The following is a 15,050-nucleotide window of genomic DNA, read 5'->3' as shown; positions in this document are numbered from 1 at the left end:
GTGTATAAGAGACAGTCTTCACCCTCCCCTGGAGGGGGAGGGTCGATCGCGCGCAGCGCGAGCGGGGCGGGGTGATCTCTCAACACGGGCAGTGCTCCATGTGGAGAGACCGTCACCCCACCCCGCTACGCATTCCGCTTCGCTTCATGCATAGCGACCCTCCCCCTCCAGGGGAGGGTAATCGAGCGCGCCGAGCTAGCTTCCCTACACCACCTTGCTTGATCCCTGCGTGATCAGCCGCGCCGCCCGCTGATCTCGCGCGTAGATCCAGAGCCAGCTCAAGGCGACGCTGAGGCGGTGGCGCAGGCCGATCAGGAAGTAGATGTGGGCGATGCCCCAGATCCACCATGCGAGGGCGCCGCGCAGCTTGATGCGGCCGAAATCGATTACCGCCAGCCGCTTGCCGATCTGCGCGAGACTGCCGGCATGCTTGTAGCGGAACGGGCCTGTCGCAGCACCACGCAGGCGTGCCTTGATGGTCTCGGCGACATGGCGGCCCTGCTGCTTGGCGGCCGGCGCGATGCCGGGCACCGGCTTGCCGTTCCAGGCGTTGATGCTGACGGTGTCGCCGATCGCGAAGATCTCGGGATGGCCGGGAATGGTGAGGTCGGCTTCGACCTGCACGCGCCCGGCGCGGTCGCTGGGTGCGCCCAGCCATTCGGCCGCGGGCGACGCGCGTACGCCGGCGGCCCAGATTCTGGTCTTCGCCTCGAGCAGCTTGCCGCCGAACACGACTCCCTCACGATTGATCTCGGTGACGGCCTGGCCGAGCACGACCTCGACGCCGATCTTTTCCAGCGACGCCTGGGCGTAGGCAGAGAGGTCGTCAGGAAATCCCGCGAGCACGCGTGGGCCCGCCTCGATCAGCACGACGCGTGCCTTGTGCGTGTCGATGTTGCGGAAATCTTCGGGCAGGGTGTGGTGGGCCATCTCGGCGATGGTGCCGGCGAGCTCGACGCCGGTCGGGCCGGCGCCGACGATGACGAAGGTCAGCCGCGCCGCGCGCCTCGCCGGATCGGTCTCGCGCTCGGCGCGTTCGAACGCCAGCAGGATGTGCCGGCGCAACGTGGTCGCATCCTCCAGCGTTTTCAGGCCGGGCGCAAACTGCTCCCATTCGTCGTGGCCGAAATAGGCGTGCCGCGCACCGGTGGCGAGCACCAGCGTGTCGTATGGCACCTCGCTGCCGTCGTCGATCAGCACGCAGCGACGCGCCGTATCGACGCCGCTCACGGTGGCAAACAGCGTCGTCACCTCGCGGCGCTCGCGCATGAGATGGCGAATTGGCCAGGCGATCTCGCTGGTCGCAAGCGAGGCGGTCGCGACCTGATAGAGCAGCGGCTGGAACAGATGATGATTGCGGCGGTCGATCAGGGTGATCTCGACCGGGGCGCCCGCAAGCCGGTAGGTCGCCTCCAGCCCGCCGAAGCCGGCGCCGACGATGACGACGCGATGGGGATTTGCGGCCATGATGCACCTCGAATCTCGCTGCTGCTCGTCTTCATTTAAGTGCGGATTGGGCGCCGCGGTCCAATAGCCGTCATCAATGGCCGCATAGGCCTGATGTATCGATCTGGCGTCAAAAAGCGCCGCACGTTGGCCGAAGTGAGTAGAATTATATTTCTTGCCATCGTCGATCGAGGCGAAATATGGTGCAGGGACGGGCGCTGAGCCATTGGCGGCTCGACAGATTTTGCGTTCAATAGAAACCGGCCCGGAGCGGCGATCACCCCGCTTCCGGGACCGATAATAAGGAGGGGAGTGTTATGAGGACGGCATTTTGGCTGGCAGGCGCAGCGGCGCTGGTGCTGGCAAATCAGGCATTCGCTGGCGATACCATCAAGATCGGTTTCGTCTCGACCTTCAGCGGCCCGACCGCCGTGATCGGCAACGACATGCGCAATTCCTTCGAGCTCGCGCTCGATCATCTCGGACGCAAGATGGACGGCAAGCCGGTCGAGGTGATCTACGAGGATGACGGACAGAAGCCCGACGTCGGCAAGCAGAAAACCGAGAAGCTGGTGCAGTCCGACAAGGTCGATTTCATCGTCGGCTATATCTGGTCGAACGTGCTGCTCGCCTCGCTCAAGACCGCGGTCGATTCGCAGACGTTCCTGATCTCCGCCAATGCCGGTCCGTCGCAGCTCGCGGGCGAACTGTGCTCGCCTTACGTGTTCTCGACCTCCTGGCAGAACGACCAGACGCCGCAGGCCATGGGCCTCTACATGAACCAGAAGGGCGTCAAGAGCGTCTTCCTGATCGGACCGAACTACGCCGCCGGCAAGGACATGCTTGCAGGCCTGAAGAGCACGTTCAAGGGCGAGATCAAGGGCGAGGAATACACGGTCTGGCCGAGCCAGCTCGACTTCTCCGCCGAGCTCTCCAAGGCGCGCGCCTCGGGCGCCGAGTCGATCTTCGTCTTCTACCCCGGCGCCGCCGGCGTGCAGTTCCTCAATCAATATACCCAGGCCGGGCTGAAGAGCACGATGCCGCTCTACACCGCCTTCACCGTCGACGAGCTGTCGTTGCCGCTCCAGAAGGAGAACGCGCTCGGAGTGCCCGGCGCGCAGCAATGGGTCAACGACCTGCCCAACGAGCAGAACAAGCGCTTCGTCGCCGATTACCGCAAGAAGTATCCCGGCCTGCGCCCGACCTATTACGGCGCGCAATCCTATGACGCTGCGCAGCTCATCAACAGCGCGGTTGTCGCGGTGAAGGGCGACACCAGCAAGAAGGACGCGATGAAGGCCGAGATGGAGAAGGCCAACTTCAAGTCGGTACGCGGCGCCTTCAAGTTCGGCAACAACCACATCCCGGTGCAGAACTTCTATCTCCAGGACGTGGTCAAGGACGCCGATGGCCAGCTTGCGCTGAAGACGGTCGCGACCATCGTCGAGAACGACCAGGACCGCTTCCACGACAAGTGCAAGATGAAGTGACAATTGCAGCCACGCGCGACGTAGCACCTTCTCCCCTTGTGGGAGAAGGTGACCGTCACACCCGTGGCATGCTCATCGGCCGCACTTCGCGGGCCTGCGCTGCGAGCCTGATGGCGGCGTTGGCCGCGCCAAATCCCTGGTAATCCCTTCGTTCGACGATCTCGAAGAAAAAGCGCTCGTCGAAGATGTGAGTGTAGACCTGGAAGAACTCGCCGTCGCCCTCGCGGTCGTAGAGGATGTGGTTGGTGCGGAGCTTCGCCATCACCTCGGGGGCGAGGTCGTATTTGGCTTCGATGTCGTCGTAGTAATTGTCGGGGATGTCCAGGAAGTCGGCGCCGCGGGAGCGCATGGCGGCGACTGTCGCAAAGATGTCCCGGCATGAGAAGGCGACGTGCTGCACGCCGGAGCCGAAAAATTCCGAGATGAAGCGCGCCGGCAGCGTGCGGTTGGCGGAGGAGCCGTTGAGCACGAAGCGCAGGCTCCGGTCGCCGTTGACGATCGCCTGGCTCTGCACGAGGCCGCGGGGATCGGCGATCTCCATCTGCGGCAGCCGCGTCAGGTCGATGATGCCGGTGTAGAACAGCAGCCAGGACAGCATCTCGTCATAGGGCATCGACTGCGCGATGTGGTCGACGGCGAGCAGGGCGTCGGCGCGCGCGTCGCTCGCGACGGGCTCGAAGTCGATGTCCCAGTTCTTGCCGGCCTGGTCGAGGAAATAGAGCAGGCTGCCGCCGACGCCGTGGATCGCGGGGATTTCCAGCTCGCCCGGCCCGACCGGCTGGTAGAAGGTCCGCGCCTTCAGCGTCTCGGCCCGCTGCATGGCGAGGCCGGCATTGTCGACATCGAGCGCGATGGCGCAGACACCGGGGCCGTGGGTGACGTAGTGCGAATGGGCAAAGCCGTCGGTCTCGCAATTGATCACGAGCTCGGCCTTGCCTTGCGACCAGCGCTCCACCGCCTTGCTGCGGTGCTTGCCGGTCTTGCGGAAACCGAGCTGCGAAAACAGGCGGGCGAGCTCGCCCGCCTTGGTCTCGTTGACGGCGAATTCGATGAAGCCGGTGCCGCGGCTCCTGGCCTGCGGCGCCAGCGGCTCGCCGGCAAGCTTCGGCCAAGCCGGCGCCAGCTGGTCCTCGAGCAGGATCAGCGAGCGCAGGCCGTCCACCGCGGTCTGCGTGGCCGAGCCGGCGCGAAACTGGTCGTTGAAGATCTCCAGCGACAGCGGCCCGGCGTAACCGGTCGCCGCGATTGCCGCCATGAACGCGCCGACCGGCAGGTCGCCCTGGCCGGGGAAGGAGCGGAAGTGCCGGCTCCAGGAGAGAATGTCGAGCTCGAGCTTGGGCGCGTCCGCAAGCTGCACCAGAAAGATCTTGTCGCCGGGTATCGAGGCCATTGCGCGGGTGGGAAAGCCGGGCGCCAGCGCGTGAAAGCTGTCGAGGATGACGCCGATCGCAGGATGGTCGGCGCGGCGCACGATCTCCCAGGCATCGCGATAGTCGTTGACGTGGCGGCCCCAGGCCAGCGCCTCGTAGCCGACGCGCAAGCCGCGCTTGGCGGCGCGCTCGCCGAGCGCGCGAAAATCCTCGGCGGCGCGGTCGATGCCGCCGACCGAGGCGGGCGAGACGTTGGAGCAGACCAGCAGGAGATCGGTGCCGAGCTCCTGCATCAGATCGAACTTGCGCTCGGCGCGGGCGAAGTTGCGCGTACGCTGCGGCTCCGGCATGCCTTCGAAATCGCGAAACGGCTGGAACGCGCAGATCGCGAGATCGAGATCCTTGCAGAGCTTTGCGATGTCGCGCGGGCCTGCGCCGAACGACAGCAGGTCGTTCTCGAAGATCTCGACCGCGTCGAAGCCGGCGGCTGCGATGGCGCGGAGCTTTTCGTCGAGGGCGCCGGACAGGGAGACGGTGGCGATCGAGCGCTTGTTCATGCCGCACTCTCCTCCATGGCGCCGCCGAGGAACAGCTGGCCGATCCGCGGATCGTTCAAGATGCGCTTCGCGCCGTCGACCATGCGGGTCTGGCCGAGCTCGAGCACGATGCCGATGTCGGAGATCTCGAGCGCCGAGCGGGCGTTCTGCTCGATCATCAGGATCGTGACGCCGCGGTCGCGCAAGCTCCTGAGGATGTCGAAGGTCTGCTGCACCATCAGCGGCGACAGGCCGATCGAGGGCTCGTCGATCAGCACCAGCTTCGGCTCGAGCAGCAGCGAGCGGGCGATCTCGAGCTGTTTCTGTTCGCCGCCGGACAGTGTGGAGGCCTGCTGCGTCGACTTGCGGCGCAGCGCGGGGAAGAGGTCGAGCGCCGCCTCGATCCGCCTGGGCAGGTCGAGGCCCTTGTCGGCGGCAACGCCGCCGAGCTCGATGTTGTGGCGAACCGACAGCTCGGGAAAAATGTTGCGGCCCTGCGGCACGTAGCAGATGCCGGCATTGAGCAGCGCGCGCTGGCTCAGATTCGTGACGTCGCGCCCTGCAAAGCTGATCTTGCCGTCGCGCAGCTTCAGGAGGCCGAAGATCGCCTTGAACACGGTGGACTTGCCGGCGCCGTTCGGGCCGATGATCGTCGTGATCGTGGCTTGAGGAACGGCGAATGTGGTGCCGTTCAGGATCGTCATCTTGCCGTAGCCGCCGACGAGATTGTGGACCGAGAGGATCGGGTCGCTCATGATCGGCTCCTAATGTCCGAGATAGGCTTCGATGACGGCGGGGTTCTTGCGCACCTCGTCCGGCCGGCCCATCGCCAGCACCTTGCCCTCCGCCATCACCATCACGCGCGAGCACAGCGACATCACGAATTCCATGTTGTGCTCGATCACCACGAAGGTGGCGTTCTTCTCGCGGTTGATCGCGACGAGACGGTCCTTGAGGTCCGCCAGCATCGACGGATTGACGCCGCCGGCGGGCTCGTCGAGCAGCACCAGGCGCGGCCCGCCCATGAAGGCCATGGCGGCATCGAGCAGCTTTTGCTGGCCATAGGACAGCCCGCCGGCGGGCTCGTCGGCGAGGTGGTCGAGCTTGAAGAAGCCGATCATCTGGTTGGCGGCGTCCGTCAGCCCGGCATCGGAGCGGCCGACCAGGCGCGAGGCCATGTTGCCCTGGTGCTCCTGGCCCGCGAGGATCAGGTTCTCGCGCACCGAGAGCTTCGGAAACACCTGCAGGAGCTGGAAGGTGCGGCTGACGCCGAGCTTGTTGAGCTCCGCGGGGCGCAGGCCCGTGACGAGCCTGCCGTCGAGCTTGACCTCGCCGCCTGATGGCGTGAGCTGGCCGAGGATGCAGTTGAACAGGGTCGACTTGCCGCAGCCGTTCGGTCCGATCAGGCCGAGGATCTCGCCCTCGCGCACCTCGAACGAGACGCCGTCGACGGCGCTGATGCCGCCGAAGTTCTTCTTGATGTCCGTGACTTCGAGGACCGCACTCATTGTGCCGTCTCCAGGCGGGATTTCGCGACGGCGCGCAGCGCGGAGGCCGCCTTGGTGCGGCGTTCGGCGAGATAGCGGTCGAGGATTCCCAGAATGCCGGTCGGCGACCAGATCAGGAGCAGCATCACGGCGACCGCGTAGAGCATCAGGTAATAGCCTTCGGTGAAGCGCAGCCATTCCGGCAGCAGCACCGCGATCATCGCGCCGAGGAACGGACCGAAAAAGAAGCCGGCGCCGCCGACGATCACCATCATCAACAGATCGAGAGAGAGCGAGAGGTTGAAGGGCACGGGGTCGATATATTGCGTCAGCGGCGCGTAGAGTGCACCGGCGACGCCGCCGAGCGCCGAGCCGATCGCGAACGCCATCAGCGTGTAGCGGCGGGTGTCGACACCGAGCGACTGCGCGCGCAGCGGATTTTCGCGCAGCGCCATGAAGGCGCGGCCCCAGGGCGAGCGGATCAGCCACCACACCGCGAGCGACACGATCGCGAGCGAGCCCAGGCAGACATAGTAGAAGGGCAGCGGCTTGTTGGTCGCGAACCCGAGGACGTGCGGCCGCGGAATGTTGGAAATGCCGTAGATGCCGCCCGTGAGCCAGCTCTCGTTGCGGAACACCAGGAAGGCGAGGGTGGAGAATGCGAGCGTGACGAAGGCGAGGTAGTGGTGCTGCACGCGCAGCGCCGGATAACCCAGCACCCAGCCGACCGCGAAGCTCAGGACGATCGCGACCAGAATCGCCGCAGGCAACGGCCAGCCATGGGTGGTCATGATCGCCGCCGCGTAGGCGCCGATGCCGACGAAGGCGCCCTGCGCCAGCGAGACCTGGCCGGCATAGCCGAGGGTGAGGTTCAGACCCATCGCGGCGATGCTCATCACCGCCCACTGGCTGAGGATGAACAGTCCATAGCGGTTGAAGTTCATGGGGACGATGATCAGCGCGGCGACGACGATGAGGCCGAGCGCGATCTTCAGGGGTTTGCTGAAACCGGTCATACCGTGCGCTCCTCGGCGCGGCCGAGCAAGCCCTGCGGCCGGAACAGGATGACGGCGATCAGGAAGATCATCGGCACGGCGGCGCGGTATTGCGTCGAGACATAGGCGGCCGCGAGATTGTCGAGCACGCCGATCAAGAGACCGCCGGCGATCGCGCCGCGCACCTGGTTGAAGCCGCCGACGATCGCGGCGATGAAGGCGGCCTGGCCGAGCACCTCGCCCGACGAGAATTTTGCGAGGTAGATCGGCGTGATCAGCAGCGAGGCCAGCGCCACAAGGAAAGCGTTGATCAGGAAGGTCAGCAGGATCATGCGCTCGACCGGAACGCCGATGATGCGCGCCACCGTCGGGTTCTGCGCAGCGGCCTGCATCTGGTGGCCGAGCGAGGTGCGGTTCAAGAGCGTGGTCAGACCAGCCACCGCGAGGATGGCGACGACGAGCACGCCGATGCTTTGCAGCGCCACCGCATGGCCGAGAATGGAGACGTCGCCGGTCGGCAAGATGGATGGAAAGGGCTGGGCTTCGGCGCTGAAGAATTGCTTCACCGATTCCTTGATGCCGATCGCGAGCGCCATCGTCGCAATTGCGAGCGGCAGCACGCCATGGCGCATCATCGGATCCACCAGCAGCAGCTTGAAGGCGAGGCCGAGCAGGATCATGGAGAGCACGATGCCGAGGACGATGGCGAGCCAGAACGGCGCGCCCACATGCATGGCCGCCAGCATCAGGAAGGCCGGCAGCATCACGAACTCGCCCTGGGCGAAATTGATCGTCTGTGATGTCTGCCACAGCAGCGTGAAGCCGACCGCGACCAGCGCATAGATCGCGCCGGTGGCAAGTCCCGCGACCAGAAGATCGAACAGATTGGACATTTTCCCCTCTTGCGACAGCATTCTCGTGACGCATCCTTCGAGACGCCCGCCTTTGGCGGGCCCTCAGGATGAGGGCGGAGTTCGCGGCTGCAGGACCAAACGCTCCGCAGCAGGTTGAGCCTCATCCTGAGGAGACCGCTGAAAGCGGTCGTCTCGAAGGACGAGGCGCTCGCTCCGCTCTATCTCACTTCACCTTCGGCAGCACCTGCTTCACCACCTGCTTGCCTTCGACCACCTCGACCAGGAAGCTCTGGCGGTCGATGTCTCCGGTGTCGCTGAAGGTGACGTCCATCAGGATGCCGGGCTCGTCGGCGGCCTTGATGGTGAGGCCGTGCAGCGTGTCGGCGAACTTCTTCGGGTCGACCTTGCCCATCTTCTCGGTGGTCGCCTTCACCATGTAGACCGCGAGATAGCCCTTCAGGCCGTTGTGGTCGGGCACGTAATTGTACTTCTTGGAGAACTTCTCGCGGAACGCCTTGATCAGGTCGACCGGCGCATCCGTGGTGAGGCCGACATGGCCGCGTGCGCCGTTGGCGGCATCGCCGGCGAGATCGATCACCTTCTGGCCGATCAAGGTGGTCTCGCCCATCAGCGGCGCAGTGACGCCCTGGCGCTTCAGCTCCTTCAGGATGCGCGCGCTCTCTTCCTCGTTCAGGTACACGAACACAGCGTCGGGATTGGCGGCCTTGATCTTGCCGACGTCGGCGGCGAAATCGGCCTGGCCGGCTTCGGTCGAGAGATCAGCGACCACCTTGGTGCCGAGCCGGTCGAGCTCCTTGACGACGACGTCGCGTCCGCCGCGACCGAAATCGTTGTTGACCCAGACCACGGCCACCGTCTTCGCCTTCATCTCGTCATGGATGTACTTTGCGACCTTCGGCATCGAGGACTGCTGGCCGAACGAGGTGCGGAACAGGAATTTGTTTCCGCCTTGCGTCAGTTCGGCGGCTTCGCCGCCCATGATCTGCGCGATGCCGGCTTCGGCCGCGAGCGGCGCGGTGACCTTGACCGAGCCGGAATAGCCGGGCCCGAGCAGCACATAGGGCTCGGCGTCGAGCGCCTTCTGCACCTGGGCGCGGGCGACGCCGGGATTGGACTGCGAATCGGCGTGGGTGACCTCCAGCTTGCGGCCGAGCACGCCGCCCTTGGCGTTGATCTCCTCGATCGCGAGATCGATGCCGTTCTTCCAGTTGGTGCCGACGGTGGCGCCGCCGCCGGACAGCTCGGCGACATTGGCGAGCTTGATCGCCTGGGCGTGGGCGCTGGTTGCGGTCATGATGGTGAACAGCGCGCCCACCAATAGCGTTGATTTCATCGTCCTCTCCTCCCGTTTCGAATCTTGCAAACGGCCTTGTGTCCGGCCGCTTTGCCTCAAGCTGCCTGATAGGCGGCGCTGCGCGCAGCCATCACGGCATCAAAAGCCTCTCCCATGATCTCGGTCGATGGGGCAAGGCCGGTGAACAGTTCGAAGGCGTCGGCGGCCTGGTAGATCGCAAGCTCGCGCCCGGTCATGATCCGAGCGCCTTTCTCTCGCGCTGCGGCAAGCAGCGGCGTGATCAGCGGCGAATAGACGGCGTCGGCGACCCACAGGTCCGCCCTGAGCAGCGCCGCCGGTACCGGCGTGTCGCGGCTCGGCAGCATGCCGACTGGCGTGCCGTTGACGAGACCGGTCGCGCCAACCAGCGCGTCCTCGACGCTTCCAGCCACCCTCGCGCCGCCTTGCCCGGCGAGCAGCCCGGCGAGTTTCTCAGCGCGCGCCGGCTCGCTGTCGAAGATGCGGATGTCGGCGACTTTCAGGCTCGCCAGCGCAAACGCGATGGCCTTGCCAACGCCGCCGGCGCCAATCACCGCGACGGCGTTGCCGGACGGCGCCAGCAGTGGCGCCACCGCCCGGGCGAAACCCGTGGTATCGGTGTTGTGGCCCGTCAGCCGGCCGTCCCTGACGACGACGGTGTTGACCGCGCCCATGGCGGCAGCGCCCGGTGCCAGCGCGTCGAGCAAGGGGACCACCGCTTCCTTGTAGGGGTAGGTGACATTGACGCCGGCAAAGCCAAGCCGCCGAACGCCTTCGAGAAGCATGCCGAGGCCGGTCGCATCGGCGCCGGCGACCTCGATGAGCTGGTAATGGCCGCGCAGGCCAAGCGCCTCGGCGGCGCGCTCATGCATGGCAGGGGACGCGGAATGCGCGATCGGCGCGCCGATCAGGCCGGTGAGGAGCTTCTTGCTGGCGGCGTATCCGCGCTTCGACATGGTTCGCTATCGTCTCGTTGGGAGCGTCCGGTCCCGGCCATGAGCGGGGAAAACCTCGCAATTCCAGCTGCGACGATAGCCTTTCCTTCGCCTAACACAATTACCCTTTTATCCGGCAAACCTAACATTATGTTATTTCTTCCGGCTCCGTGCCGAAACGGTCTTGCCGTTGCCGCGGGACGGCTCGACCGCGCGCATCTCTGTGCGCAGGGACTCGATGAAATACTCGGCATGCAGCGACAGCGGCGCGCCGCGCTTCACCGCGACGTAGGTGTCGAACCGCGTCGGCTCTGTGATCTTCAGCAGCTCGATCCCGGGATAGCCGCCATGGGCCACCGTGAACTGGTCAATGATGGCGATGCCGAGCCCCGCCTTCACCAGCGCGCAGACCGTCGTGCCGAAGCGCGCGCGGATGGTGATGTTGTAGTCGAGCCGGTTGCGCGCGAAGATCTCGGCCATGATCCGGCCGTACGGATCGTTCGGATCGATGCCAATGAGCGGATAGCGGGTGATCTCGGCGGCGGAGACCTGCTTGCGGCCGCAGAGCGCGTGGCCGGGCGGCACGATGCAGTAAAGCTCGCCCGAGGCGAGCGGCATGAAGTCGAGCCCGGAATGCTCCAGCCGGTAGCTCATCGCCACGCACTCGCCGCGGCCGAGCATGAGATAGTCGATGGCTTCCTCGAGCTTGAGGATGTTGATGTCGATGCCGAGATCGGGATAGCGGCGGCGGACGCGCTCGATCGCGCGGGGCACCATCACCTGCGAGATGCTCGGCACCGAGCCGATGCGCAGCTCCGACAGGCCGCCGCGCCCGATCTTGGAGATGATCTCGGAGAGATCGTCGACCTTCTTGTAGACGCCGTTGATCTGCTCGAAGATGTTCTCGGCTTCCGGCGTCGGGAAGTAGCGTCCGTTCTGGCGCTGGAAGAAGCGGATGCCGAGCGAGCGCTCGGTATACTTGACCAGGCGGCTGATCCCCGGCGCCGAGACGTTGAGCAGCTTCGCCGCACCGCCGATGGTGCCCGTCACCATCACGGCACGAATGACTTCAACCTGGCGCAGCGTCATCATGAGATTGGCATCCGATAGATGAGCATGGTGGCCACGATCATCTCACGAGAGCCGTGATGTCATCCAGCGGCAAGTGTCTGTCTCTCCCGCCGGACGCGTCGTTTGCAGCAATTGCGTTCAGCTTGCCGGGCCTTCGGGCAATACGCTCTCGGCCGGCTCCGTGTGCTCGCGTTGCAGCACCTCGCGCGCAAACTCGATGATCTTCTGCTTGTTTGCGGTTTCGCGGACGGCAAGAAACACGCGGTTCAATTCCAGACCGAGCACGCTGTCGAAGCCGATGTCCTCGTCTTCCATCGTGGTCTTCCTCAAACGCGTTCAGGTGTAACCTGATGCCACTTCCTCCACAAGTAGATCAAATCCCGGAGCCGACGGACACCGGCAAACTACGGGTCGCAAATTGAGGCAGTCCCCCACACGTGCTATACGGGAGGTCAAGGGTCAGGAAACGCACCGATGTCCGCCGCAGATGCCGTAGATTATGGCCGGGAGGCGCTCGACTTCATCGAGGGGCTTGGCGCCTACACCAAGGTTCCGGATGCCATGGACGCGCTCGAAACGGCCTTCGGCCGCTTCGGTTTCGAAACCATCATCGTGACGGGACTGCCGAACCCCGACCAGCGGTTTGCACAGATGGTGCTCGCCAAGCGGTGGCCGGCGGGATGGTTCGATCTCTATACCCAGAACAACTACGACCGCTTCGACCCGGTGGTGCGGCTGTGCCGGCAATCGGTCAATCCGTTCGAGTGGTCGGAGGCGCCCTATGATGCCGAGCTCGAGCCGAACGCGGCCGAGGTCATGAATCGCGCCGGCGATTTTCGCATGTCGCGCGGCTTCATCGTTCCGATCCACGGGCTCACCGGCTATGAGGCCGCGGTGTCGCTTGGCGGCGTTCATCTCGACCTCAACGCCCGCAGCAAGCCGGCGCTGCATCTGATGGCGATGTATGGCTTCGACCACATTCGTCGTCTGCTCGGGCCGGCGCCTCATCCCTCGACGCGCCTGACCCAGCGCGAGCGCGAAGCGATCGCGTGGGCGTCTCAGGGCAAGTCGGCCTGGGAAATCGGCGAGATACTCCACATTGCGCAGCGAACCGCCGAAGAGCATCTTGCAACCGCTGCGCGCAAGCTCGGTGCCGTCAACCGTACGCATGCGGTGGCGCTGGCGATTCGGAACAAGATCATCACTCCCTGACCCGACGTACTGGGAAATTTCCCAATATCGATACTGCCTCTTTTGGCAGAGCTTGCCTCCATTGAGACGAATGGAGGTTTTCATGATTCATGCAATTTCGGCAGTAAATCGCTACCTTTATGAAGACGTGCTCGAGCAGCATTTCCGGCTGCGTCACGATATTTTCGTCGAGGAGCGGCGCTGGGAGTCGCTGCGCAGGCCTGATGGCCGTGAGATCGATTCCTACGACAACGAGGATACGGTCTACCTGCTTGCGCTGGAGGGGCGCCGCGTCGTCGGCGGTCACCGGCTCTACCCCACGACCAAGCCCTCGATGATGAGCGAGGTGTTCCCGCATCTGGCGTCGGTGCGGGGCTGTCCCGCCAATCCGCTGGTCTGGGAATGGTCGCGCTATTTCGTCGTGCGCGATCGTCGCGATGGCGCGCTCAATCTGCAGCTCATGGCGGCGGTGCAGGAGTTTTGTCTCGGCCAGGGCATCGCGCAGGTCAGCGCGATCATGGAAACCTGGTGGTTGCCGCGTTTCCATGAGGCCGGCTTCGTCGTGACGCCGCTTGGTTTGCCGGCCCTGGTCGAGAATGCATGGACCATGGCGGCGATGATCGACATTGGTCCGCAGACGCTCGATGCGCTGCATGATCGCATCGGCACGATTTCGGTCGTGCAGCAGGTCGGTCCACGTCTGGACGCCGTCGCCCGTGCCAACCTCTGCGGCCTCGCTGCCGCGCCACGAAAGGGCGCCTGAGATGTCGAACATGATGCGGGACGGCCAGAGGATGCCGCAAACCAAGGACGAGAACCTCGCCTACATGACCGACATGGCGATCGAGCTGGCGCAGATGGCGGAAGACTCCGGATTGGCGACGCTCGCCTATCTGTTCCGGATGGCGGCGCTGGAAGCCTCGACGTTGAGCAGCACGCTCGGCGAAGCGGACGAGCTTCCCCGGCAGGTGACGCCGCACTGAAGCGCGATGAGATCGGGATGGATCGTCATCGCGCCTCAGATTGCTGTTTGAGCATGTTGGTCTCGGAAAGCCGCTGCACACTTTTCCGGATCATGATTTAGAGGCTCACATTCCGACGCAGGTCGCACCCTCCTTCGGTCAGCCCGAGGGAGGGTGTTCCTTTGGGTGCGGCAGGTTGCCCCATGCTGCGCGGCAATCTTCTTGCATTGCGGCACACGTTCGCCGTCTGAGCCGAGATGCAACAAAGTGCATGTTTGATGTCAAATCGCTCTTGCCTCGGAACGATACTGCCATTACCCATTTTTCGGCCTTGAAGAGGCAGGGGGAGCTCTTTCACTGATGGCGACATTGTTCGAACATCGGCGCGAAGCTGCGTGCGCCTGAAAGAGTCTTGATGCTGCTCGTCATCGAACAGTTCTTGAACGGATTGCAGTTCGGCCTGCTGCTGTTCCTGCTCGCCGCGGGCCTGACGCTGGTGTTCGGGATCATGGATTTCGTCAACCTGGCGCACGGCTCGCTCTACATGATGGGCGCCTATTTCGCCGCGACCTTTGCGGCCTGGACCGGCAGCTTCCTGCTCGGGGCGCTGATGGCGCTGGGGGCCACGCTGGTGCTCGGTATCGTGCTGGAGGTGACGGCGCTACGGCATCTCTATGGCCGCGATCATCTCGACCATGTGCTCGCGACCTTCGGCCTGATCCTGTTCTTCAACGAGGCCGTGCGGCTGATCTGGGGGCCGGCAGGCCTGGCCTTGCCCTTGCCGGCATGGCTGACCGTGCCGGTGCCGATCCTGCCCGGCATTCACTATCCCGCCTATCGCCTCGCCATCATCGCGGTGGCGCTGCTGGTCGCGCTCCTGCTCTATCTCGGCGTGATGCGCACCCGCATCGGCATGCTGATCCGGGCCGGCGCCTCCAATCGCGAGATGATCGGCGCGCTCGGCATCAACATCAAGCTGCTCTACACGCTGGTGTTCGGCCTGGGCGCCGCGCTCGCGGGGCTTGCTGGCCTGATGCAGGCGCCCATCCTCACCGTGCAGATCGGCATGGGCGAGAACATCCTGATCCTCGCCTTCGTCATCATCGTGATCGGCGGCATCGGCTCGATCCGTGGCGCGTTCCTGGCCGCGATCTTCGTCGGCATGATCGACACGCTCGGCCGTGCCTTCCTGCCGAACCTGTTGCGGCAGGTGCTGAGCGGCGCCGCCGCTTCCACCGCAGCGCCGGCGCTATCGTCCATGCTGATCTATCTGTTGATGGCGATCGTGCTGGTGGTGCGGCCGGAGGGGCTATTTCCGGCCAATCGTCGATGAAAGCTTTCACGGTGAGCAAGGCCGTCACGGCCCTTTTGCTGGCGGGC

Annotated in this window: 15 protein-coding genes; 5 read left to right on the top strand and 10 right to left on the bottom strand. The window is 64.7% G+C overall.

The window, feature by feature from the left end; all coding sequences use genetic code 11:
• Positions 1–204: 204 nt before the first annotated feature.
• Complete coding sequence (locus tag AX729_RS12025; protein ID WP_061023244.1) at positions 205–1,467, bottom strand: NAD(P)/FAD-dependent oxidoreductase; 1,263 nt, start codon at positions 1,465–1,467, stop codon at positions 205–207.
• Between the two features lie 296 nt (positions 1,468–1,763).
• On the opposite strand from AX729_RS12025, the gene AX729_RS12020 reads away from it, so the two are divergent.
• Positions 1,764–2,936, top strand: a complete 1,173-nt coding sequence (locus tag AX729_RS12020) for an ABC transporter substrate-binding protein (protein WP_061023243.1) — start codon at positions 1,764–1,766, stop codon at positions 2,934–2,936.
• A gap of 55 nt (positions 2,937–2,991) precedes the next feature.
• Here the strand turns inward: AX729_RS12020 and AX729_RS12015 are convergent, their stop codons facing one another.
• The 9 genes from AX729_RS12015 to AX729_RS39610 form a co-directional block, all read right to left on the bottom strand.
• A complete protein-coding gene (locus AX729_RS12015; protein ID WP_061023241.1) occupies positions 2,992–4,863 on the bottom strand; it encodes a bifunctional sugar phosphate isomerase/epimerase/4-hydroxyphenylpyruvate dioxygenase family protein in 1,872 nt (623 codons plus the stop codon).
• Positions 4,860–5,597, bottom strand: a complete 738-nt coding sequence (locus AX729_RS12010) for an ABC transporter ATP-binding protein (RefSeq protein WP_061023240.1) — start codon at positions 5,595–5,597, stop codon at positions 4,860–4,862. Before AX729_RS12010 ends, AX729_RS12015 begins: the two co-directional genes overlap by 4 nt.
• Positions 5,598–5,606: 9 nt before the next feature.
• Positions 5,607–6,350 (bottom strand): ABC transporter ATP-binding protein, encoded by a 744-nt coding sequence (locus AX729_RS12005; RefSeq protein WP_061023237.1) that lies wholly within the window; start codon positions 6,348–6,350, stop codon positions 5,607–5,609.
• On the bottom strand, positions 6,347–7,345 hold the full coding sequence (locus tag AX729_RS12000) for a branched-chain amino acid ABC transporter permease (RefSeq protein WP_061023234.1): 999 nt from the start codon (positions 7,343–7,345) through the stop codon (positions 6,347–6,349). The genes AX729_RS12005 and AX729_RS12000 overlap by 4 nt, the downstream gene beginning before the upstream one ends.
• Positions 7,342–8,217, bottom strand: coding sequence for a branched-chain amino acid ABC transporter permease (locus tag AX729_RS11995; RefSeq protein WP_061023232.1), 876 nt, complete (start codon positions 8,215–8,217; stop codon positions 7,342–7,344). The genes AX729_RS12000 and AX729_RS11995 overlap by 4 nt, the downstream gene beginning before the upstream one ends.
• A gap of 184 nt (positions 8,218–8,401) precedes the next feature.
• Positions 8,402–9,532: an ABC transporter substrate-binding protein gene (locus AX729_RS11990; RefSeq protein WP_061023230.1), complete on the bottom strand. Its 1,131-nt coding sequence runs from the start codon at positions 9,530–9,532 to the stop codon at positions 8,402–8,404.
• Positions 9,533–9,588: 56 nt separating this feature from the next.
• Complete coding sequence (locus AX729_RS11985; RefSeq protein ID WP_061023227.1) at positions 9,589–10,467, bottom strand: shikimate dehydrogenase; 879 nt, start codon at positions 10,465–10,467, stop codon at positions 9,589–9,591.
• A 132-nt stretch (positions 10,468–10,599) separates the two neighbouring features.
• Complete coding sequence (locus AX729_RS11980) at positions 10,600–11,538, bottom strand: LysR family transcriptional regulator (protein WP_061023226.1); 939 nt, start codon at positions 11,536–11,538, stop codon at positions 10,600–10,602.
• A 117-nt stretch (positions 11,539–11,655) separates the two neighbouring features.
• Complete coding sequence (locus tag AX729_RS39610; RefSeq protein ID WP_061023224.1) at positions 11,656–11,832, bottom strand: hypothetical protein; 177 nt, start codon at positions 11,830–11,832, stop codon at positions 11,656–11,658.
• 159 nt (positions 11,833–11,991) lie between these two features.
• On the opposite strand from AX729_RS39610, the gene AX729_RS11970 reads away from it, so the two are divergent.
• The 4 genes from AX729_RS11970 to AX729_RS11955 all read left to right on the top strand — a co-directional run bounded on the left by AX729_RS11970 (position 11,992) and on the right by AX729_RS11955 (position 15,003).
• The gene (locus AX729_RS11970; RefSeq protein ID WP_061023222.1) at positions 11,992–12,729 is read left to right on the top strand and encodes a helix-turn-helix transcriptional regulator; all 738 of its coding nucleotides are present in this window, start codon (positions 11,992–11,994) and stop codon (positions 12,727–12,729) included.
• Between the two features lie 82 nt (positions 12,730–12,811).
• Positions 12,812–13,471, top strand: a complete 660-nt coding sequence (locus AX729_RS11965; RefSeq protein ID WP_061023246.1) for an acyl-homoserine-lactone synthase — start codon at positions 12,812–12,814, stop codon at positions 13,469–13,471.
• Between the two features lies 1 nt (position 13,472).
• The gene (locus AX729_RS11960) at positions 13,473–13,691 is read left to right on the top strand and encodes a hypothetical protein (protein ID WP_061023220.1); all 219 of its coding nucleotides are present in this window, start codon (positions 13,473–13,475) and stop codon (positions 13,689–13,691) included.
• A gap of 394 nt (positions 13,692–14,085) precedes the next feature.
• On the top strand, positions 14,086–15,003 hold the full coding sequence (locus AX729_RS11955; protein ID WP_061023219.1) for a branched-chain amino acid ABC transporter permease: 918 nt from the start codon (positions 14,086–14,088) through the stop codon (positions 15,001–15,003).
• Positions 15,004–15,050 lie beyond the last annotated feature (47 nt).

This window comes from Bradyrhizobium sp. CCH5-F6 (assembly GCF_001556045.1).
GTDB lineage: Bacteria > Pseudomonadota > Alphaproteobacteria > Rhizobiales > Xanthobacteraceae > Bradyrhizobium.
The sequence above is the reverse complement of the archived record's forward strand: the minus strand, read 5'-3'. Positions and strand labels throughout refer to the sequence as shown.